This is a genomic window from Parabacteroides sp. AF14-59, assembly GCF_003479515.1.
GTDB classification, from domain to species: Bacteria; Bacteroidota; Bacteroidia; order Bacteroidales; family Tannerellaceae; genus Parabacteroides; species Parabacteroides faecis.
Map to the genome: position 1 here is coordinate 271703 of NZ_QUHH01000002.1, position 23966 is coordinate 295668.

Consider the following 23966-nt stretch of genomic DNA (forward strand, 5'->3'; position numbering starts at 1 on the left):
ATAGAAAATTGAGAATTAAAAACCTGATAGCATCCGGGTTATATCACCCGGATGCATTTAAATTATAATGTGATATCAGAACTTGTCCAACCCGGTGTTTGAGTTAAAACTCCATCTGACAAATCAATTTCAGATTGTGGAACTTGTAAGAAGCCGCCTGTTTCCTGAATCCGTTTGGTCAGATTATAGTTAATGACGGTCTCCACTCTATTATTTAAGACTTTTACTCCATTTTGATTTTTATCAATCTCTACACCGGCATTTTTTCCGTACCAACGTAACAAATCAAAATAACGATATCCTTCAAATGCCAGTTCAAAACGTCGCTCATTCTTCAAGATCTCAGGAGTATATCCACTAACCGGAGGTAGTTTCACCCTTTCACGAACCATGTTAATTCCCTTTGTCGTTTTAGTCAACTCTGAATGCATCAACAGAATATCAGCATACCTTAACAGAACCTGATCCTGAGTATTGATAAAACTATAATCATCAAGACCTCCAAACATCAATGTCGAATAACCTTTAAAACTCCGGGTCTCTTTATCCGTCCAGGCATTAACTGCAATATATTTCTTTTGCCAGAAACCGCCATCTTGCATTTGTTCCCAACCTCCATCTTCATACGACTCGATACCTTCCTCCGGATCTTTTACATCCACAACACTACCTTTACGCCTGATTGTATCATTTGGCTCATATTTAATCCAATCATCAATGAATCTGGGATTAACAGGTCCTTGTCCCCAACCCTGCCCAAACGGAAATACATTGGCATAACTTGACTGTCCTCTCAAACTCCAACACAAGGCGACCATATTTGCATAATCTTTATTGCTCCAATCTCCTTTTGTCCCGAATTTTATGGCAAATACTGTTTCTATATTATTATCATCGCCTACCCACGATAAGTTTTTACCTTGATTATAGACATAGTCTTCTCCGGTCAGTTGATTTGTATAAGGCCACATATTCCGAAATTCTTCTACTAACTGATGTCCGCTATTGTTCATACAATCTTCCAGATAAGCTATCACATCTGTATCAGACAATTCTCCACCGCCTGCTACAGGAAGTGAGGTTTGCCCATAATAACCCGTATAGAATAAAAACACACGTGCCAACATTCCTTCAGCCGCCCATTTAGTTGCATGTCCTAAATTTGATTTCAGTTGAGATGCATAACTGGTAGAAGGTAATAATTCTATGGCAGTTTTAAGATCAAAAGCAATTTGTGCAAAAATTTCCGCAGCTGCAGTTCTAGGAATATTTACTGATTCAGAAGTCACCAACAATGGCACATCTCCAAACATTTTGGTCAATTCAAAATAGAAATAAGCCCGCATAAAATAAGTTTCGCCCGTCAATGTATTCTTTGAAGTCTCAGTTTCAAAAATGATTTGATCCATTGCCTCCAACAACTTATTTGCACGAAAAACACCTTGATAAAGCCGTATCCAGGTTTGTTGCTGCATATTCTCTGTCGATTTTTTCATTTGGTCCCATGCCTGTTGATTAAAATCGTTCGGACCACCTCCACCAAACCGGTCATCAGAAAGAATATCACCAATATAATAGGAAGAAAACTCCTGGCAAGTAGCCATAACATGATAACAAGATGCCAGCGACATATTTACATCCTTCTCTGTCAATGGAAAATTCTGATCATTCTTATTGGTATAATCTTTTGTATCAAGAAAATCATCACAAGATACTAAAGACACTACTATTAATAGAAATACTATATAATACTTTTTCATGGCTCTTTTATTTTAGAATTTAATATTAGCCCCTACTAATACGGTACGGGGGATCGGATAAAATCCACTATCAACACCTTTAGACCACCCTTCAGGTGCAGTACCAATCTCCGGATCGGATCCATAATAACCAGTAAATGTATAAAGATTCTGAACTGTCACATAGAATCTCGCCTGTTGCAGGGGCATCTTGGGAAAGAGTTTCTTAAAATCATACCCAAGCGTAACATTCTGTATACGAAGGAAATCTCCATTGTCTATATAAATATCATTAAACTGCATAAAGTTAGGACTGGAGTCAGCTGTCAGACGCGGATATCGGTTCGAAGTGCCTTCACCATGCCATCTTCCTAACAGAACACTCGGATAATTTTCTTTATAATGATTGACTTTATGAAAAGATGAAGCAATCTGATTTCCAAAAACGCCATTTGCCGTAACAGAAAAATCAAAACCTTTGTAACCCAGATTTATTGTTACTCCAAGATTCATGTTCGGATTAGGATCCCCTATCATTGTACGGTCTGCCATATCAATCACACCATCGTTATTCATATCTACAAATATCAGATCACCAGGAGCTGTTCCACTCAAGATAGCCCCTTTATAATTATCTATTTGTTCCTGATTCTGGAAAACACCTGCGGTTTTTAATCCGTAAAAATAACCAATCGGATATCCTACCTGAGCACGATAAATAGGAGGTTGTCCATCTCCAAAACCAGGATTTGTACCTTCTATTACACCTTCGGAATTTGCAATACGGGTAATTTTATTCTTGTTTACTGCCAGATTTGTGTTGATACCATAAGAAAAATCACCCACTGCATCATTCCAACTTAAGCTTAGTTCAATACCTTTATTAGTTATATCACCACCGTTAATAAACGGAGCCGCCGCCCCTTGTGAACCTAAAATAGGAGCCTGGACCAGCCAGTCTTTCGTTGTTTTACGATACCAATCGAAAACAACCCCCAGGCGACTATCCAAGAAACGTGCATCTAAACCCAAATCTAATTGTTCTGATCTTTCCCAGGTAATATCTTTATTCGGCAAAATACTAGGATAAGCTCCCGTTGTCCAAGCACTTTTATCTGCACCAAAGAAATAGTCAGATGCATTGAATGAATATGTGGCCAAGTATTGGAAAGGAGAGACAGCCTGATTACCGTTTTGTCCCCAGCTTGCACGTATTTTCATAAAATCCATCCACATTTTCGTATTCTCCATAAACGATTCGTTGCTCATAACCCAACCCAATGAAACAGAAGGGAAATACCCCCACCGATTGCCTCTGGCAAAATTGGAAGAACCGTCAGCTCTCAAAATAACAGAAGCCAGATACGTTTCTTTAAAATTATAATTAACACGTCCGAAGAAAGAAGATATTGCAGACTCACCAGCCGGACTTCCTTCTACAAGGGTCTTTCCTGGAACTATTGTTTTCACATTATTCAAATAAGCATATTCAAAGGAATCGAACAAAGATCCCATATTTTGCCCACTGATACTTTCTCCTAAACCTTGTTTTTCAATCGATTGACCCAATAAAGCTGAAATATTGTGCTCTTTAATAGTGAAATCATAAGAAATCGTATTTTCCCACTGAAAATTTCTACTTATTGTCTGATTTTGCTTTACAACATCTTCTGTTCTGAAATACCTGTCTCCCAAATTATAGGCAGGACCATAATACCTGTTAGAATATGCCCATAGAGAATATCCGGCATTACTTTTTATTATTAAATTCTTTATCGGTTGTATCTCTACAAATGCATTTATTTTCAAATCATGGCTAGTATTTTCCGTTAAAGCATTATTATAGTAATATTGTCCGATAGGATTTGCCCGGTCTGCATCAAGGACCATAGTTTTATGGAAATTACCATCCGGATCATATACCGGCATCAAAGGATTCCCAATCAGCATATTTCTAACATTACCGACTCCTCCGTTCTTCTTTTTATATGTATATAAAATATTTTCTCCGACTTTTACAATATCGAATTCGTTATTCTTGACAAGTGTATATTCCGTATTGGCACGGAAACTTATTCTATTATATTTCGCAGTTTCAGGTTCTCCATAAATACCTTCCTGAGACGAATAAGACACTCCTGTAGAATAAATAGATTGTTCAGTACCACCTGAAATATTGACAGCATGATTATGTACCGGGGCATTCTTATTCGTAAACTCTTTTAACCAATTCGTGCCTTTCCACCCGTTCTGCAAATCTTTCCATACATAATCTGGAACAAGCGTCGAATAGTCATTAGGAGTTATACCGACATTCGTTAACGATTCATTTTGTATTTCCATATATTGCTGCGCATCCAGTACATCCATATATTTAGCTACATTTTGTATACCGAAATATCCATCATAAGTAATTACAGGTTTACCAACCTTTCCACGTTTAGTCGTAATCAGAACTACACCATTTGCTGCTCTTGACCCATAAATAGCTGCAGATGCCGCATCTTTCAAAACATCAATAGATTCGATATCTGAAGCACTGATAGAATTCAAGTCGCCTCCAACAATCCCATTAATGATATACAACGGGCTGGCATCTCCAATCGTCCCCAAACCACGAATATTCACTTTATAGCCACCATCCGGTTCACCGGAAGTTGATGTAATAAAGACACCGGGGGTTTGACTTTGCATAGCTGTCAGCGGAGAGATAGTACTTAACTTTTGAATATCATCACCTTTAACCTGGACTGTGGCGCCCGTAACCAGTTTTTTCTTTTGGACACCATATCCCATCACGACAACTTCTTCCAAACTCTGTGAATCTTCAGTCAAAGTAATATTCAGCGTCGATTTACCTATAACTGGAATTTCCTGGGTATTATATCCTATATATGAGATCAGTAGAATAGCCTCATTGTTCACTTCAAGAGAAAAATTCCCGTTAACATCGGTAATTGTTCCATTCGTCGTTCCTTTTTCAACGACATTGGCACCAATTACTGAAATACCATTATTATCATTTACTTTTCCGGTAATTCTTCTCTTTTGCTGTTCTACTGTTTTGCTGCGCCCCAAAACGATCTGGCGGTCACTTACTGTGTAAACAACATCTGTTCCTTTGAAAAGAACATGCAGTACATTTGCAAGGCTTTCTTTATTCACTTCAATATTGACTGGTTTAGTCACATCTACCATCCTTTTATTATAAAGGAACCTATATTCTGTCTGTTCTTCTATTTCATTCAAAACATCCTCTATTGAGGCATTTTTCATCTTCAGCGATAAAGCGGAAACCTGTGAATGAATTTCAGATGCAAAAGATTGCAGTACACTACAAATCAATAAAAACAAGCATATTCTCATAATCAGAAAAGACTTAGAGGTTAATATTTGCTTTTTAATTTCTCTAATTGGAATTGAATACATATTTTTGTTGTGTTTAGTTAGAAAATAAGGTTATACAACACTCTTGTTCAGCTAGACTTGTGAAGGGAAGGTGTACGAGACCTTCCCTTTTTTGTCTGCCTTTTTGAATAGAAATTTACGAAAGTAGGTTCTCCATAGGCAATTATTTTTTAAGAATTAATAAAACAACTGGTCATTCAATTATAAGACGGATCATGAATAAAAAGCCACAATCCAAAATACGCTTTTTTTCATATTATTTTCTTTTATCCCCAAAAACGTCTATTTGCAACTTATCAAACTGGTTATCGGATGTTTTATTTCGACCATATTTTTTATATTGGATAGGGGCAGTCAACTTCAATAAATTAAGGATTTCATCCAAAGACTCATCTTCAAATGTCGCTCTATATAATTGTTTTGCAATAGCTGAATCTTTGACTGTAATATTGACATTAAAGGTTTGGCCTATCTTTTTAAATACAAATTCCAAGGGATCGTCCCGGAATATCATTAATCCATCTTTCCATGCATACCATTTATAAGGATCGGTTTGCGTAATCAGACATTGCTTTGTCTGATTATTAAAAGAAGCGCGTTCTCCCGGTGTCATTGTAACAGGAGAGGAGTTTTCAAAAACTACATCTATTTTACCATTAACCATTGTAACAGCAGTGATAGAATCTTTAGTATATGCCTCTATATTGAAAGCTGTACCTGTAGCTCGTAAAGTCATTTGATCAGTTTTTACGACAAAAGGATTTTCTTTATCAGAGTGTACTTCAAAGTAGCCCTCACCGCTTAAGAAAACCTTCCTCTCCCCTTTTCGAAAGATCAAAGGATATTTCAGGGAACTTCCTCCATTCAGCCATACATTGGTCCCATCAGGCAGACGTACTTCGGAAAAAGTTCCATGGGGAGATCTTACCTCCTGATACTCTATGGTATCATACGCACTATTATCCTGATTCATATATAAATAAGCACTAAGTACTAATAGAGGAATAATAAGAATAGCAGCTATACGTTGCCAATAGAGCAATATAGTATGGGGTATATTCCTCTTGGTGGCTGCAATATTTGCAATAATATTTTTTTCAGCTTCAAATACATTAATCTCAGAAGGGTTAAAGGCGGGATACACCACTTGCCAGACATTACGCATTTCCTGGAAATAACGATTATTATCAGGTGATTGTCTTACCCATTCTTCCAACTCACGACACTCTTCTACAGTCGCTTTTCCGGATAGATAAGCTGATATAATAAGTTGCATTTGGTCTTTATCTGTCATTTTTTCTCTTTTATAGTGTTAAGACGTGCAAGGAATCATTTTCCACATAGCTTATAACTTTTTTTATGGAATACAGAATGAAAGTAAAAGTACAAAGAAGTCTTTCAAATATTTCCGTAATAAATCCAATGTTTTACTGACGCGGACTTCCACCGTACGTTCAGATACATTCAGTTGCTCTGCAATTTCCCTGTATCTTAGACCTTCAAAACGATTCAGCATAAAGGCCTCCCGATATAAATCAGGCACTTTCTCGAGTGCACGATGTAAATGGTCAGATAAATCCGAATATAATATATAATTATCCGTATCATAAGAATCCAACATAGTACTCTCATATTCAGCCTCATGCTGACGGATGATTTCCAAATGGCGATATTCATCAAAACAACTGTTACGGACAGCCTTCAGCAAATAAGATTTTAAGGATGTTTCAATCTGTATATTTTTTCGGTCACTCCAAAGCTTCAGGAAGATCGATTGAACAATATCTTCACAAGAATCTTTGTCTTTTATAAAGTTTCCACAAAATAATACGAGGTCAGTATAATAGGTCTGGAACAATAACGAGAAGGCCTCCTTACTGTCTTGCTTCAAAGCAGACAAAACAAAGTTCTCTTGTTGTTTTTCCAGTTTTCCCATATCGATTTTAAGAATTAACACCTTCTCTAGGGCAGCTAAATTAATTACATTTTTTTATTTTCAACCTATTTCGTCATGTAAAATAACTACAAGCAACAAAGCCTCCACGATACATGATCGCAGAGGCTGTTTTTTTCTGTATTCCTTCCTCACGGGAGAAATTACAGTAAGAACTTTATTTTATTACTTAATATTAATAACCACTTGTTCGCCTGTCACAGGGTAATTGATGGGATAGTAGAGACGTTGAATACAACGTCTCTACACCACCACGTGGAAATTTTAGAATTATTTTTGATTATAAATCTCTTATTTTACGATTGCTTTAACAGCAGCTTCACCTTCAACGGCTACAGTTACATATCCCTTAGGAACTGAGATTGTAGCTTCATCAGAAGCGATCACTGTGTTATAAATAGCCTGACCAAGTACGTTACTGATAATAACTGTCTTACCTGCAGCACCCTTGATGATTACTTTACCATAGTCAGCTTTTACACTGATAGTTGAAACTTCCGGAGTTTTGCTATCAGTCGGAGTTTCATCAACGTTTTCAGCAATATTGAACTTCTGAGCCTGGTTGATAGTTTCAAGGATTGAACCAGTATTGTTGTTATCATGTTCGCCATTCACTTTAGTTGTCTGAGCTAATACAGGAACATAGTTCTGTAGTTTAACCCAAGCACCCTTGAATGAACCGATTGCAGATTCACCTTCATTTGAATGTGATTCCAGATAGAAATCCTGAGCTTCAGCATCATCAACCAATCTCAAAGAGAAGGCTGCATTGTTGTGCTTGCCATCCAAAGCGATAACTTCGTATTTTTCACCCTTGTTAGCTTCATCAAAGAATGAAGGCAATACATAAGATTTACCAGAAGCATCTTTACCCATGATAGAAGACAACTTGATACCATTCTTCAATACGTACAGAACATCACCTCTATGGATAGCTTCAACGAATGCCAATCTTGTAAAATTGTCATATTTGAACTTGTTAGCATTTTCAAGTTTGTTGATTGAGTTAGCAACAGAGTCATTCAGGTTGACCATGAAACGACCAGCTACATAACCCGGATATTCCTGAGAATGTTCGCAAGTAGCATTCAATCCATGATCTTTACACCATGTATAAGCTTTCACACTATCCGGAGCAACAACAAACAGATACTGAGGCATACGATCGTTAGATTTCTGTACATAGTCAGCATACATAGCAACTGTGTTACCTTCACCCTGAGAAATACCTTCTGCAGTCATACCCAGGTAACCAAATCCTTTGATTGCACTCGGATAACCGATATTATTGCTGTTATCTTCAAACAGATATTCTTTTGCGGTACCTCTTTCTGTGAAGAGTTTAACAACAGAGTTACCTTTACCTAAACTTCTGTACAATGGACGACTGTCTTTACCAATATAGAATGCTTCTGTACGGTTTTCACCAAGAGTTTCAGGTTTAGTATCCATCTGACCTTGTTCGATAGACAGTTTAGCAATACCATTAGCTATTTCAATTTTAGTATTGACAGGATCTTTAACATCAACCAATGCATAGTATTCCTTACCTTCAGCACCTTCTACCCAATGATTATTTTCTTTGAAGTAGAACTGAGCATAACGTAAACCATCCTTAGCTGCATCGATATCTTTTTCCAAAGCTACAACATATTTATTATTCTGGTCTACAGCTACAAACTTACGATCGTTATCAACTTTGTTAGTATCTTTTACTTTCAGTTTATAAGCAGTTCTCCACAATTGAGAAACGCCAGCCTGTTCACTTGGATAACCATATTTGATACTATCAGCACCTACAATGAACAATTCAAATTGAGTAGCTTCTTTCTGAGCCCTAACCAATGTATCAGCCTTGTTATCTTTTACATTCAAGAAATAAGGATCTTCACCATAATTGAAGAACTGATTGAAAGCATATGTATTTTCTCTCAAAGTATCTTCTTTCAGGATTAAATAACCCTTCTTAGTATCAACAATAGATTCAAACTTCAAAGTATCTTCTGCACAGAACTGATTCTCAACAGAAATACCATCTGAATATTCAGGATTGATAATATATTTATTACCATCTTTATCAACATATAATTGACCTTCGAAAGCAACAATATTATTGTATTCTCGGTTTGTAATCTTAACACGAGCTACATTATTGTTAGGCAACAGACAACCTTGCTGTTCAACAACCCACTGTGTTGCAGGCATGTGAGTGTAATCCTGTGATTTTTCTTTCTGAGCATAAACCAACTGACCAGCCATGTTTGCAACAATATAAGAACCATTTACACGAGTCTTAGAAGTTACAGCCTTGTTAGGATCTTTTGTTACCAGTGAAATATTATACAAAGCAGATTTTTCAGTAGAACGAACCAAATAAGGATAAGTATGGTTAAATGAAATACGAGTATTAAAACCTTTGCTCGTTTCTGTAACACCCATAGTCGGAACAACGTTTCCATCTGACAATTTAGTTGCAGTTATAGAGATAACAGCATCATTATTTGTATCAGTGTTACTTGGTTTTTCACCAACTTCCAAATCATCGTATTTAACCCATTCGCTACCAGCCTTTGTATCTAACCAATTTTCCTTATCCTGCACTTCTTCGTTAGAGCAAGAAGCAGCATTCAACGGTTCGATCAACAAGCTATCCTGAGAAGGATAATAAGTAACCTTGAAGAAATAACGTGCAGCCAGATAAGCTCCGTCAGCACCGATTGTAAACGGCTTATCACTCAGCTTATAAGCAGGTGAATTTGAAGGAGTCTGTTCAGGTTGATAACGAATTGTATCTACCATATAGAAGTTGTCACCATTTGCTAAACGGATGTTATAAGCATCGATTTTATCTGACTGTATCTCACCCGCAGCAGTTGCATCTTTACCCATAGAAGCTTTGTCTGCAGCATTCATAGCAGCGTTGTAAGCAGCTGTGGCAGCAGCACCAGTTCCCTCTTTAATAGTCTCTAACGCTTCAGCAGCAGTTTTTAATGCATCTTTAGCTGTTTCCAAAGCAGTTGCTCCAGCTTCAAATGCTGTAGTTGCAGCAGCACTGATTTGAGTTGTAGTATGTGTTTTGCTTATTGTCTTACCGGCTTCAGTTGCAGCTGTAGTTGCAGCTGTGGCAGCAGCCTTTGCGGCAGTAGCAGCATCTGTTGTAGCCTTGGTAACAGCTTCATCTGCTTTACCAGCTTTCAGAGCAGCAGCAGCAGTAGTTAAAGCACTTTCAGCAGCTGTCAAATCTTTAGCGACAGCAGTCAAACCACTTACTGAGAATTTCTGTACTAAAACAGCATCTTCAGCAATATATCCAGTAGCATTAGCTAATTTATTTTCAAAAAGAGTCTGAAGGTCACCTGCTAATTTACCATTCGGTTCATTAAACTTGAATACCACCTTGTTAGGATCACCTTTAGCATTTTTTACAGCCTGAGCATCAATCATCTGATTGATATCCTGAGCAGTCAATTGGATTGCTTCAGCAAGAACTGGTTGGAGTTTAAGAGCTACGTTATCCAATTTTGCCAAATCATCACCAGCAACTGATCTCGGATACTTTGCTGCTATAACTTCACCTTTGTCTTTAGCCTGCATAACCATTACAGAATCTCCATTGTGGAAATAAGAGTAAATAGTTTTAGCAACCATATTTTCAGATTGAACTTCTGTTGTATACCAAGCCCATTCATTGTTGCATCCATTCAACAGACTTGTCTTTACATCTTCAAAATCAGCATCAACCTTCTTTGCATCAAAAGCTTGTGTATCATCCAATACAAGTTCAAGACCAGTTTCCTTGTTTGTGTAAGTGTAAACTTTAGAAGCAGATGTTGCATACTTCTTTACAGTAATCTTCCACAAAGAACTGTTTAAGGGAGCACCAACTTTAGAAGTTGCATCAACAAGTGGAACCATTTTTAAAATCAGTTCATTTGTAGCTGCCACACGTTCTTGGATCAATACTTTAGGAGCATCTTCGGCACCGTCAGTCAACTGATACCACTTGTTGTCGGATTCTATCGCTTTGATAGAAGCTCCAGCTGTAGCAACAGTTACTTTGGTGTTTTGCGTACGAAACGGGAATGCCCCAGCAGAAGGAATCTGCGCCGAAACCACACCCGTAGCCAGCAGGGCGCCAGCCATCAAAGTAGAAAACTTTTTGTTCATAATAAAAAATTTAATATTAATACTAAAGTGTAATAAGTTCAATTCACAATTGGAACGCCCCGATTTCTTGAAAATGGCGAGTTTAAACGTTCTTTTAATCTCGTCACACTTTATGAGAAGATTTCCTTTCGTTTGTGAAAGCACCTATTTTGTACATAGTTTGCTATTCAATTGATAAGAAAGCATATAGACGAATAAAAAATATCTTAAAAAGGATGGTTGATACGAAACTAATTCTTACTTTTGTTGACGAGAAAAAAGGAACGATTAAATTCGTCACTCCATTATTCCATTCATATTTCTAATTTTCAGATAATTACATACACAAATTAGCCTATTGTATAGCAAATAATATTAATGTACGCCCGTACATCTATATATATAACTATACTCCTTTTCTTTCAGCACCTTACAACACTTCACAAATAACCCGGCAGAAGTAAAAAAAACCACCGGACAATTAATTCTTTATATCAGGAGATTTATTACCTTTGGTACGGACTTTTAAATAAGTAAGGAATACATTGCGAAAATGAAAAGCATACCTTACTTATTTGTATCCTTAACCTTACTTTTATGAAGAGAATTTATTTCATAAATAAGATTAGGGAGGAAAATCCTTAATAGTTACGACGTTAAACCTTAAACAGAAGGAAGTGTATGAGTATTGAATACGACTTATTTGCCAATCCTCCCAAAAACGGGGAAGAGAAGCCGACGTTACATGCCAGAGCTATCAATATCCAGACCGTCAACACCAACGAGCTGGCACGGATGATCGAAAGCATGAGTACCTTTACGTCTGCCGATATCAAGGGAGCCATCAAAGCGATCTGCGAACAATTGTTCTTCTGCCTAAGCAACAGTCAGAGCGTACATCTGGAAGGGATCGGAACGTTTTCCGTAACACTGAGATGCAAGCAACAGGTGGAAAATAAAAAAGATATCCGGTCGGCATCCATCGAGTTCAAGAACATTGAGTTCCGTGCTGATCCGGAAATGAAGAAGCGTTTCCGGGGCGTACGCATCGAACGGCGGCAAGGGACCAGCGAGAAAAAAAACTACAATTCGGATATCCGACAGAAACGTATCCTGTGGTATATAAAGAACTACGGAACGATCAACCTGACAGTGGCCGCCAGCCTGAACCAGTGTACACGTCAGAAGACTAAAAAAGACCTGGAACAGCTACTGGAAGACAACCAGATACAAAAGAATTGGTGCGGGAAACGGGCGTTCTATATCAGACGTTCGGCACAACAACCACCGACAGATCCGTTACCAAACGATCCAACAGAATAATATGGAACTATACACTGCAATCCAACTACCCAAGCCGCCTTTCCGCTTTTCGTGGCAGGAACATACGCTATTGCTCGGCTCCTGCTTTGCGGAAAATATCGGGACGAAGCTGGCAGAGAACCGGTTCAATGTCGACATTAATCCGTTCGGGACACTGTATAATCCGGCATCCATCGCAGCGGCGTTACGCAGGTTGCTGCATCCGGAGCGGTTCACTTCCAACGATCTGTTCCGTCACGAAGGCGTATTTCACAGCTTTACGCACCACAGCCGCTTTTCTTCCACTTCGGAAACGGAATGCCTGGAGAATATAAACGACAGGCTGTTTGCTTCGGCGGGAGAACTCCGGGAGACGAAATACATCGTGGTTACCTTGGGGACAGCTTATGTCTACCGGTTGAAAAGTACAGGCGAAGTGGTGGCAAACTGCCATAAACTACCCGAAAAGATGTTCGACCGCTCGATGTTATCCGTAGCAGAAATCGTGTCGGAATGGAAAGAACTGTTGCTTTCCCTTTGGGAGCAATGCCCGGAACTGAAGATTCTTTTCACCGTCAGCCCTATCCGTCACTGGAAAGACGGGGCACATGGAAACCAGCTCAGTAAAGCGACTCTACTGCTGGCTGTCGATACGCTTCAAACGACCTATCCTGAACGTATCGCTTACTTCCCTGCCTACGAGATCATGATGGACGAACTGCGCGATTACCGCTTCTATGCCAACGACATGCTACACCCTTCGGAGCTGGCTGTTGATTATATTTGGCAACGTTTTACAGAAAATTTCTTATCCGATGAAACGAAAGGTTTTCTTAAAGAATGGGCAGAGATACAAAAGGCTATTAATCACCGCCCGTTTCAACCCGAAAGTGAAGCCTATAAACGTTTCATCTCGCAAACTTTGTTAAAGATGGAACGAATTAACGAGAAATTTCCTTCCTTTGATAGTACAAAAGAGATGGAAATAATAAAGTCTAAACTAATGTAAAAAATGGAATACTCGATAAAAGAAATAGTAGGAGTTATTGGTGCCAAAGCAAGAAACCTACAAGATAGTACCATTAGTATCTTGCTGACTGACAGTCGCCGGCTTTCTTTTCCGGAACAAAGTCTCTTCTTTGCCCTAAAGACAAAGACCAACGACGGACACAGATATATAAAAGAGCTCTATAAACTGCGCGTCCGCAATTTTGTAGTGAGTGAACTTCTTCCGGAGTTCGAATCTCTCCAGGAAGCGAACTTCCTGGTGGTCAAGGACACGTTGAAAGCACTTCAAAAGCTGGCGATCTATCACCGGAAGCGGTTTAATATCCCCGTAATAGGTATTACAGGAAGTAACGGAAAGACGATCGTAAAGGAGTTTCTTTATCAGCTGTTGCATAAGGAATTCAATATTGTCCGTTCGCCGCGCAGCTACAACTCGCAGCTGGGTGTGCCGCTGTCTGTCTGGCAGATGAGCGACAAGAATACGCTGGGTATCTTTGAAGCGGGTATTTCACAGCCGGACGAGATGGAAAACCTTCGTCCGATCATTGCCCCAACCATCGGTGTCATTACTAATATAGGAGAGGCGCATCAGGAAAATTTCATTTCTACTACCCAGAAATGCCTGGAAAAGCTGACGCTGTTCAACGACTGCGAAGCAATCATATATGACGGTGACGACGCTTTCATCTCCAACTGCATCGAATCGGCCTGCCTTTCGCACAAGGCAATAGCCTGGAGTCGGACAGATTCGGAAGCACCGCTTTATATCGAAACGATCGAGAAAAAAGAATCGGAAACGATCATCCGCTGCACGTTGCTCGGACTGACTCAGAAATATGTCATTCCTTTCATCGACGACGCTTCCATCGAGAATGTCATCCACTGCCTGGCGGTAATGCTTTACTTAAAGCCTACCAGTGTAAATGACGCTCATAAATTTACACAGCTGGAACCTGTCGCCATGCGCCTGGACGTTAAGCAGGGTATCAACAACTGCATACTGATCAACGACACATATAATTCGGATATCAACTCGCTGGACATCGCCCTCGACTTCCAGCAGAGCCGTCATGTGGATAAGAGCCTCAAGTGTACACTGATCCTTTCCGATATCCTGCAATCGGGCACTCTGCCTAAATCGCTTTATAAAAAGGTGGCCGACCTGGTACGGCGTAAAAACATAGACCGCATTATCGGCATCGGACGGGATCTGAAAGAATATGGCAACGCATTCGATATAGAAAAGGAATTCTACCTGAGTACGGATGATTTCCTTAAATCACCGACCTTCAAGAATTTCAGGGACGAACTGATACTGATAAAAGGTTCGCGCCATTTCCATTTCGAACGTATCTCCGAATTATTGGAAAAGAAAGTACACGAAACGATACTTGAGGTAAATCTGGATGCCGTTGTACACAATTTCAACTATTATCGTTCGAAGCTGAGACCGGAAACCAAAATGGTCTGCATGGTAAAAGCATTCGGATACGGTGCCGGTTCATACGAATTGGCCAAGACATTACAGGAGCATCGTTGCGATTACCTTGCCGTTGCGGTAGCCGATGAAGGGGCGGAACTTCGGAAAGAAGGTATTTCGATCCCCATCATCGTTATGAATCCGGAGTTCAGCAGCTTCAATGTATTATTTGAAAACAATCTGGAGCCGGAGATATACAGTTTCCGCCTGTTGGATGCCATGATCAAGGAAACGGAACGCCGGGGCATTACCTCCTACCCGATCCACATCAAGATAGATACGGGAATGCACCGTTTGGGATTCCAGCCGGGCGACGTCCCTGCCATCTGCGAACGATTGAAAGAACAAAGTGGCGTTACGGCACGTTCTGTCTTCTCCCATCTGGTGGGCAGCGATTCGTCTGTCTTCGATGACTTCACAAAGAAACAACTGGATACATTTACCCTGGCTGCCGCCGAACTGGAGAACGGCTTGGAATATAAGGTTATCAAACATATCCTGAACTCAGCCGGGATCGAACGTTTTACGGACTATCAGATGGATATGGTCCGCCTGGGAATCGGCTTATACGGAGTCAGTGCTTCAGGCATGAAAGGGTTACGCAACGTCAGTACCCTGCGCACCACTATCCTTCAGATACAACAAGTACCGGCAGGCGATTCTATCGGTTACAGTCGCCGGACCTATGTTGATCGCGATTCGCGCATTGCCATCATCCCGATCGGTTATGCCGATGGGCTGGACCGCCATTTCAGTAACCGGGGAGGCGAGGTGTTCATTAATGGGAAACGTTGCCCGATCGTCGGAAACATCTGTATGGATGCCTGCATGATCGACGTCACCGATACAAATGCCCAGGAAGGCGATCCGGTGATTGTCTTCGGAGAAGAGTTACCGGTCAGTGAACTTTCCGACAAGTTAAAAACAATACCTTACGAGATTCTGACGTCAGTGTCTCCACGGGTAAAAAGGGTATATTACAGAGAATAACGTTCTGAACATAAAACGATAAACCCGGATACAGATTTTGTATCCGGGTTTATCGTTTTATAATCATTTCACTCATTAGTTATACAGCAAAGCCGGACATAAATTGTTTATCTTGCACAAATTGTGTACTTTTGTGCCGTAAATAAATTAAATAAAGGTATGAGTCATAATTTATTGAAAGGTAAAAGAGGCATTATCTTCGGCGCGCTGAATGAAATGTCTATTGCCTGGAAAGTGGCAGAAAAGGCTGTAGAAGAAGGTGCAACCATTACATTGAGTAATACACCGGTTGCAGTACGTATGGGCGAAGTCGATGCCCTGGCTAAGAAGCTGAATGCTGAAGTTCTGCCGGCAGACGCTACAAACGTAAAAGATTTGGAAACGGTATTCTCCAGATCAGTAGAAATACTGGGAGGAAAAATAGATTTCGTATTGCACTCAATCGGCATGAGCCCGAACGTGCGCAAGAAACGTACATATGATGACCTGGATTACGATATGTTGGATAAGACACTGGATATCTCCGCTGTCTCTTTCCATAAGATGCTTCAGGTAGCTAAAAAGCAGGATGCTATCTCTCAGGGCGGTTCCGTACTTGCTTTATCGTATGTGGCAGCACAGCGTACTTTCTTCGGTTATAACGACATGGCGGATGCCAAGAGCTTGCTGGAATCGATTGCACGCAGCTTCGGCTATATTTATGGACGCGAAAAGGGAGTGCGTATCAACACCATCTCCCAGTCACCGACCATGACAACCGCCGGTAGCGGAGTAAAAGGCATGGAACATCTGCTGGACTTCTCCGACAAGATGAGTCCGCTGGGAAATGCAACGGCAGAAGAATGCGCAGATTATTGCGTAATGATGTTCTCCGACCTTACCCGTAAGGTAACGATGCAGAACCTATACCACGACGGTGGCTTCTCAAGCATGGGCATGAGCCTTCGAGCCATGAACCAGTATAGCAAAGGATTAGAAGAATTTACCGACGAGAACGGCAACATAATTTACGGCTAAGCCGTAAAAGTTGACAGATGACAGTTGACAGATATGTGGCTTTCAGCCGATTAATTTTCTTGTTTTAACTGTCAACTGTCACTTGTCAACTATCAACTGAAAAAACTATGCTAATAAAGATTTACCCTGAAAACCCCAATCCCAGGGAAATAGACAAAGTGATCGGTGTTCTCCGTGACGGAGGTCTGGTCATTTATCCGACCGATACGGTATATGCGATCGGCTGTGACGCACTGAATGTCCGTGCCGTTGAAAAGATATGCCAAATGAAAGGGATCAACCCGCAAAAGAGTAACCTTTCCATCATCTGTTATGATCTTTCCAATCTGAGTGAATATGCCAAAGTAAGCAATTCAGCTTTCAAGCTGATGAAAAAACACTTGCCCGGTCCTTTCACTTTTATTCTTCCGACAAGCAGCGAGTTGCCGAAAATATATAAGAACAGGAAAGAAGTCGGCATCCGTGTACCGGACAATAATATCATCCGTACGTTGGTCAAAGAGTTGGGAAACCCGATACTGACCATGTCCGTACATGACGACGACGATATGATCGAGTATTCCACCGATCCCGAACTGATCTACGAAAAGTATGAGAATACGGTAGATATCGTGATCGACGGGGGTTACGGTGGTTTTGAAGCCTCGACGGTAGTAGACTGCACGACAGACGATTTCGAAATTATACGTCAGGGTAAAGGAATATTAGAATAGTTTTCTGCATTTCCTGATTATTCTTTATATTTGAAAATAATCAGGAAACATATGAAACAGATCTGCAAACTTTTCTTTTTGTTAGCCTTATTCCCTCTTTGCATAAATGCCCAGCATAAGGCTTATCATTTTGACCGGAACGGGATAGACCGGGAAGTACTGGAAAACTATCTGGACCGTTCCATCACGCTCTCCTGTGTATTGGTACCGGGTAAAAACAATCCGGATCTTTATACAGATGATATCCGCATGATCAAAAACACCGGAGCCAAGTTCATCGGCCGTGCCATCTTCCGTTGGGAAAACGAACATATTCTCAACGATCCGGGCTTTTGGACGAAAGCCCAATCGATCATACAGGAATTACATGCTTACGACCCGGATATCATCTTTCAGGCTTGCCTGTTCGAAGCCATTTCCGAAGATGTCAACACAATACCTATTCCCGACTGGGTATTCCAATCATACGGTCTACAACCGGAAAAGCGTAACTTCTCTTATAAAGACATGTTGAGCCAGGAAGGTAAATATGTAGATCACTGGCACAAAGGAGGAAGCGTACCGGATATCAGCCGTACCGAAACACAGTTATGGTTTCAATACCTGGCCTGTTCATTCATCAACATCGGCTGTGAAGCCTTCCACCTGGGACAGATCGAACTGATTGGCATGCATGATCCTCAACGGAAACACTGGGCAGACGTAATCGGCCATATCCGCGATTATGCCGCCAGCCACGCCCGCCGCCATTGGGTTCTTCTCGATGCCCATACACCTAAAGGAGGCATGTTGAAAGACGGTAAAAGCTTGATCGACTTCAATTCATTTCCCATGCGTATCTGTGCCATTCCTGAAAATATAAAAGAGGGTGAAGCACAACGAGCGGAATTACGCGTCAACCATCTGGACGGTATTTACGGGAAAAGCCAGGGATGCAAAACACCCAGCGGTTGGGAATGCGAATCGCTCCCGTATCTGGTGGAGATAGACAACTACGGCCATGAAGAGCCGGTCAATACTGCCGATACGACTTCTTACTTTCCATGGGGTTGGGACGAGATATCCTGGTATGCCAAACAACCGGAATCCTACCGGAATGACTGGCTCAGATATGCCTGGCAGTGGATCAAACAGACCGATCCGAACGGACATATCGAAATGCCTGGCCTAAGAGGTATCTGTTGTCCGAATGAAACGCAAAACACCTACAGGGCCAATACACGTAGCAAGGCTTGCCCGGCAGGTTACAATCAGGAGGAAACGATCAAAGCCATCTGGGCCTCCGATATACCAGACTCTACCCGATAAAATAAGAGCTATATAAAAGGAGAAAGGCTTCCCACTCTGACAGAGCCGGAAGCCTTTCTTATTTTATTCAATGAATATCCGTGAACTAGAAGTTTCCAACGTTTGCTTTATCCCACCAAACGCGAGTACCACCGATATCCCCTTTGAAGCTCGAACTTGCTTCCTGGTTGAGCAGTTCGATACCTTTCTGCAATTCGATATTATTGGTATTGATCTCAATATTCGAATAGATCAAACGGCGAATCTGTTCATCCGTATCGATTGTCCCGTTACTGCTGTTCACACGGTTAGGGAACAATTTAGGATAACCCGTACGACGATATTCAGCCCAGGCTTCTGTTGACAACGGGAAGTTGGCAATCCATTTCTGTGTAATGATACGTTGCAACTTTTCTTCATTGCTTGCTCCGTCATTCCATTTCACCGGAACAGTATTCATAGCCTTAATGCTATTCTTAGCGTCAACCGGATCGACAAAGTCAGCCTGAATAGACGTTCCATTAATGTATGCATCGATTTCTTCGTCAGTAATGGAAGTGACACCGGCATAAACGCCTTTATACTTCAATTCATTCTTGATAGAGAGACGGATACCTTCTTCATACAAATCCTTTGCATTGCCGCCCATACTCCAGCCACGCAAAGCACCTTCTGCACGCAGGAAATAAGATTCGGCAACTTTCATTACCGGGAACGGAGTTGAATAAGAACATACTACACTGGAGAAGTTGCCCCACTGGTTAGGTTTATTCGGCAGATTACAACCACCACGGATACCTAGATATTTGGTTCCTTCGGCAACAATCACATTATCTCCGCTTTTGATATCACTGCTATTCTTCGTAATATACAGAGCAATACGCGGATCTTTATAACCTTCCATAATAGTTACCAGGTTTGCATTAATACCGCAGTCACCCCATTCGAACATACGGGTCAACTCATTACTCAAACCCTGGTCGATCAGGATATCTTTATCGGCAGAGGTCAATACACCCCCTGCTACAGCTTCTTCCGCCTTCTGTTTTGCCAAAGTCGGATTGGCTTTGACAATACGCATAGCAATACGCAATTTGAACTGATTGGCAACCTTTACCCACAAGCTGCGGTCACCTTTACACCAGTAATCAAACTGTTGCATATCCGATACTGCTGAATTGCCGTTCTTAAATCCTTCAATAGCCTCATCCAACAGAGTAAACATACTGTTGTAAACACTTTCCTGAGTGTCATAAGCAAAGGCTACATCATTTCCATCCAGAACAGACTGGTAAGCGATAGGACCATAAGCATCGGTCATCATCAGCATGCCGTAAACCTGAACAACACGCATAACGGCAGCATAATCCTTAATGCCCTTTTCTTCACAGGCATTGATCAAACGACGGGTATTGTTGAAGATATGCAGATAAAAGTTTTCATACATACCACCACAAAAACCACGATTCAAATTATAATCAACATTACCGTTACCACCAAAGTTGTGAGGAGTCATGAAATAACCGCCAAACAAGTCCACACTCAGATTTGTCCAGAACTGGAACATATTCTGCTGCGGAGCATACACATAAGTGATCGGTTCTATAAACTGAGCTTCAAACGGCATGTTATCCGGATCCACTTCATACTTATTCGTATTCAGTTCTTCAAAATTATCAGTACAGCCTACAACCATCGTACCGCAGGCAATAGTCAAGCCCAATGCGGCTGCATATTTGAATAATATATTTAATTTCATAGATAATCAAGATTAAAAGTTTAATTTCAAGTTAAGACCAACGCTACGTGAAGACGGCAAAGCGAACATATCGATTCCCTGCCAGCCGTTTCCTGTACCGGCTGATACATCCGGATCCATCGGAGCGTCTTTGTAGAAGAAGAAGAGGTTACGGCCAATGATCGATGCATTCAGATTCTTGCCGATACCAAAGAGATTACGGAATGTATATCCGATAGACAATTCACGCAAACGGACATTTGTTGCGTCATAAACATACAGTTCATTTGCATATTGTGAGTTGAAGTTCGTTGCACCTACTACAGAATAGAACTGCTGAGGATCGAATGAAACGCCTTCAAATACGACCTTACCTGCATCGCGGGCAGCACCGGAACGTTCTGAAACGCCCCAACCGTCCAAAGTAGCTTCTGTTGTCGACATCACTTTACCACCGACCTTTGCATCGATCAGGAATGATAAAGTAAAATCTTTATAATGGAATGTATTGGTCCAACCCATATTTACCTTCGCATTCATATCGCCGACATATTTCAGGTCTTCGATACCATCACCGCCCAGCTGAGGTGCACCGCTTTCAGAAACAAGAGGTTTACCGTTATCGTCTCTTTTGATCTGGCGTACGAACAAGTCACCATAATGACCGCCTTCTTTCAGGATCACTTTCGCACCACCATAATCGGCCAATGTCAGACCGTCAGGCAGTTCATCCACCAGTTCTATGATCTTATTCTGGTTATAAGCGAAGTTGAAGTTTGTGCTCCAGCTGAAATGATCGGTAAACTGATTGTGCCATCCTAAACCGATTTCAAAACCCTGGTTCTCTACATTACCGGCATTTACATAACGGTTTCTCAGACCTGTTTCCCAGGGAGCAGAGATTGAGAAGAACTGGTTCTTTGTATTGGTCTTATAGTAAGTCAGGTTTACATCCAGACGGTTCTGGAAGAATGTACCGTCGAAACCAACTTCCAAAGAATTGGTCTTTTCCGGTTTCAATGTCTTGAACGGAGCATTTTCAGGAGGAGTAAGAGAACCCTGATCAGCCAGTTCATAACGCAGATTGGTCATAAAGACAGGAACGTCGTTACCTACCATAGAGTAAGATGCACGAAGTTTGAACATGTTCACATTCTTACCGAAATCGATAAACTTATCCAGCAAAGCACTGGCACCTACCGACGGATAGAAGAATGAAACGCCATCTGTATATGCCAAAGCAGAAGACCAGTCGTTACGGGCAGTTACATCCAGGAACAGACCTTCTTTATAACCGAACTGAGCAGTTGCAAATACTGAATTCAAACGTTTTTCTTTCAATGATTCCGTTGTGCTCATCCGGTAATAGTTTGCCGGTGAGAAGATATTCGGATAATAAGCGCTACCTGTCGGCTTACCGTCGACTACTGCGAACTTAGAATCACCCCATCCGATCAGATCCACACTTGAACCGGTCGTTTTCGTGAAACTGCTACCAGCAGTTACCGACAAAGTATAAGTTTCTTCCCAGGTCTTGTTGTAACTAGCCAGGAAATCGCCATACATCTGTTCACTGAAGATACGGGAATCTTTCATTGTACCCATCTGGTTACGACCACCAGTACTGGATGCATACTCATTATAGATCCATTTTTCATCACCTCGTTCATAACGTAAACGACCGGTAACAGAAAGCCCTTCCATGATATCATACTTCACGCTACCGCCAAATTCATAACGGTTACGGTTTGATGTCGGTTTCTGGCGATTCACCATCCAGTAAGGATTGGAGAATTGTTCCTGAGCCGTATTTGTCCAGTTCTGAACACTTGCGTTCAAAGAGGGTTTATAAACTTCATAATTGTTTTTATAGTTATCCCAGTCTTCTCCTCTCGGGAACAGATAAGCACCTGTGACCGGATTATTAAGGAAACCGGCGGCAGCCTGGTTCTTAATATCCTGATTATTATAACGTGCACTTACATCGACATGAACTTTCTTCCACAAATTGAAACCCACTTTAGCCAATAAGTTATGACTCATATAGGTATTCTTCGGTGTAACACCGTTAGAAGCGACATTTGCATAAGAAAAATAAGAAGAGATATGTTCATTACCACCACTCAAAGAAATAGAGTTGTTGGTAGTGAAACCTGTCTGATAGAATTCTTTTGCATAGTTAGGAGCTGCACTAGCCAATTTACTGCCCCAGCTGAATGTACCTTCATCACTCATTCCATAGGAATTCTGGAATTTGGGTAACGAAGAAATAGTTTCTACTGTCGTATTACTGGATACGTCGATCGAGACTTTACCGGACGAAGCCGACTTTGTTGTGATCATGATCGCACCGTTGGCAGCAACAGCACCATACAAAGCGGCAGCAGATGCACCTTTCAACAATGTTATCTGAGCAATATCATCCGGGTTGATCGTAGACATGGCATCACCACCGTCACGACCTCCACCATAGTTACTGTTCACCTGAGAGTCTGACACATTCATCATCAAAGGAACACCATCCACAACGATCAGCGGTTGGTTGCTACCATTAATAGATTTGTTACCACGGAACAGGATCTTGGATGCACCACCGGCACCAGTCGAGTTCGGAGTGATCTGCAGACCGGCACTCTTTCCCTGCAAAGAGTTGATCATGTTTACATTCTTGATTTCGTTCAGGTCTTTGCCTCCAACTGTCTGGGCAGCATACGAGAGTGTCTTCGACTCACGCTTGATACCCATGGCTGTTACGACAACTTCGCCCAATTGCTCCGAATCTGAAACCATAGAGACATTGATAACGGAACGTCCGTTAACCGGTTCCTCTATTGTTTTCATACTTAAATAAGAAAAGACTAAAATTGCGTTACCATCCACATCCAGTGAATACTTACCATCAAAATCAGTTACAGTACCGATAGTCGTACCCTTTTGTAGAACATTAACACCAGCGAGAGGCTCATTCAGTTCTTTGTCCATTACAACACCGCTTACTTTTCCTTGTGCCCAAAGCACATTCGTACATATCCCGATGCAGAATAGTACCAACATAACAAAGCTCTTTCTCATACAGACAGATTGTTTAGGTTTGACAATAAATAATTTTTCATAATGCGCTTTTTAAAACGAGTTAAATTGTTAATAGTCGTATCCAATTAACTTTAGATTCATACATAGTTCT

The 23966-nt window shown here is 41.0% G+C and carries 13 protein-coding genes; 6 read left to right on the forward strand and 7 right to left on the reverse strand.

Annotated features, from left to right (window positions below; all coding sequences use genetic code 11):
- Positions 1-62 precede the first annotated feature (62 nt).
- From DWW23_RS03340 to DWW23_RS03360, 5 genes are all read right to left on the reverse strand, one after another.
- The gene (locus DWW23_RS03340) at positions 63-1760 is read right to left on the reverse strand and encodes a RagB/SusD family nutrient uptake outer membrane protein (protein WP_122351863.1); all 1698 of its coding nucleotides are present in this window, start codon (positions 1758-1760) and stop codon (positions 63-65) included.
- A gap of 12 nt (positions 1761-1772) precedes the next feature.
- Positions 1773-5015, reverse strand: coding sequence for a TonB-dependent receptor (locus tag DWW23_RS03345; protein ID WP_233564254.1), 3243 nt, complete (start codon positions 5013-5015; stop codon positions 1773-1775).
- A gap of 388 nt (positions 5016-5403) precedes the next feature.
- Complete coding sequence (locus DWW23_RS03350; RefSeq protein ID WP_122351865.1) at positions 5404-6441, reverse strand: FecR domain-containing protein; 1038 nt, start codon at positions 6439-6441, stop codon at positions 5404-5406.
- A gap of 63 nt (positions 6442-6504) precedes the next feature.
- Positions 6505-7083 carry an RNA polymerase sigma-70 factor gene (locus tag DWW23_RS03355; protein ID WP_122351866.1) on the reverse strand — a complete coding sequence of 193 codons (579 nt, stop codon included), beginning with the start codon at positions 7081-7083 and terminating at the stop codon, positions 6505-6507.
- 309 nt (positions 7084-7392) lie between these two features.
- Positions 7393-11268 carry a DUF6383 domain-containing protein gene (locus DWW23_RS03360; protein WP_147382585.1) on the reverse strand — a complete coding sequence of 1292 codons (3876 nt, stop codon included), beginning with the start codon at positions 11266-11268 and terminating at the stop codon, positions 7393-7395.
- Between the two features lie 660 nt (positions 11269-11928).
- Between DWW23_RS03360 and DWW23_RS03365 the strand changes: the two genes are divergently transcribed.
- From DWW23_RS03365 to DWW23_RS03390, 6 genes are all read left to right on the forward strand, one after another.
- Positions 11929-12570 carry an HU family DNA-binding protein gene (locus DWW23_RS03365; protein WP_122351868.1) on the forward strand — a complete coding sequence of 214 codons (642 nt, stop codon included), beginning with the start codon at positions 11929-11931 and terminating at the stop codon, positions 12568-12570.
- Position 12571: 1 nt separating this feature from the next.
- Entirely contained in the window at positions 12572-13558 is a 987-nt protein-coding gene (locus DWW23_RS03370) for a GSCFA domain-containing protein (protein ID WP_122351869.1), read from the forward strand.
- Between the two features lie 3 nt (positions 13559-13561).
- Complete coding sequence (locus DWW23_RS03375; protein ID WP_122351870.1) at positions 13562-16027, forward strand: bifunctional UDP-N-acetylmuramoyl-tripeptide:D-alanyl-D-alanine ligase/alanine racemase; 2466 nt, start codon at positions 13562-13564, stop codon at positions 16025-16027.
- A 159-nt stretch (positions 16028-16186) separates the two neighbouring features.
- Positions 16187-17044, forward strand: coding sequence for an enoyl-ACP reductase (locus DWW23_RS03380; protein ID WP_122351871.1), 858 nt, complete (start codon positions 16187-16189; stop codon positions 17042-17044).
- 107 nt (positions 17045-17151) lie between these two features.
- Positions 17152-17757, forward strand: coding sequence for an L-threonylcarbamoyladenylate synthase (locus DWW23_RS03385; protein WP_122351872.1), 606 nt, complete (start codon positions 17152-17154; stop codon positions 17755-17757).
- 51 nt (positions 17758-17808) lie between these two features.
- Complete coding sequence (locus tag DWW23_RS03390; RefSeq protein WP_122351873.1) at positions 17809-19065, forward strand: hypothetical protein; 1257 nt, start codon at positions 17809-17811, stop codon at positions 19063-19065.
- Positions 19066-19150: 85 nt separating this feature from the next.
- Here DWW23_RS03390 and DWW23_RS03395 read toward each other — a convergent pair whose 3' ends face one another.
- Both DWW23_RS03395 and DWW23_RS03400 read right to left on the reverse strand, forming a co-directional pair.
- The gene (locus tag DWW23_RS03395; RefSeq protein WP_122351874.1) at positions 19151-20803 is read right to left on the reverse strand and encodes a SusD/RagB family nutrient-binding outer membrane lipoprotein; all 1653 of its coding nucleotides are present in this window, start codon (positions 20801-20803) and stop codon (positions 19151-19153) included.
- 12 nt (positions 20804-20815) lie between these two features.
- A complete protein-coding gene (locus DWW23_RS03400; protein WP_122351875.1) occupies positions 20816-23854 on the reverse strand; it encodes a SusC/RagA family TonB-linked outer membrane protein in 3039 nt (1012 codons plus the stop codon).
- Positions 23855-23966: the final 112 nt, after the last annotated feature.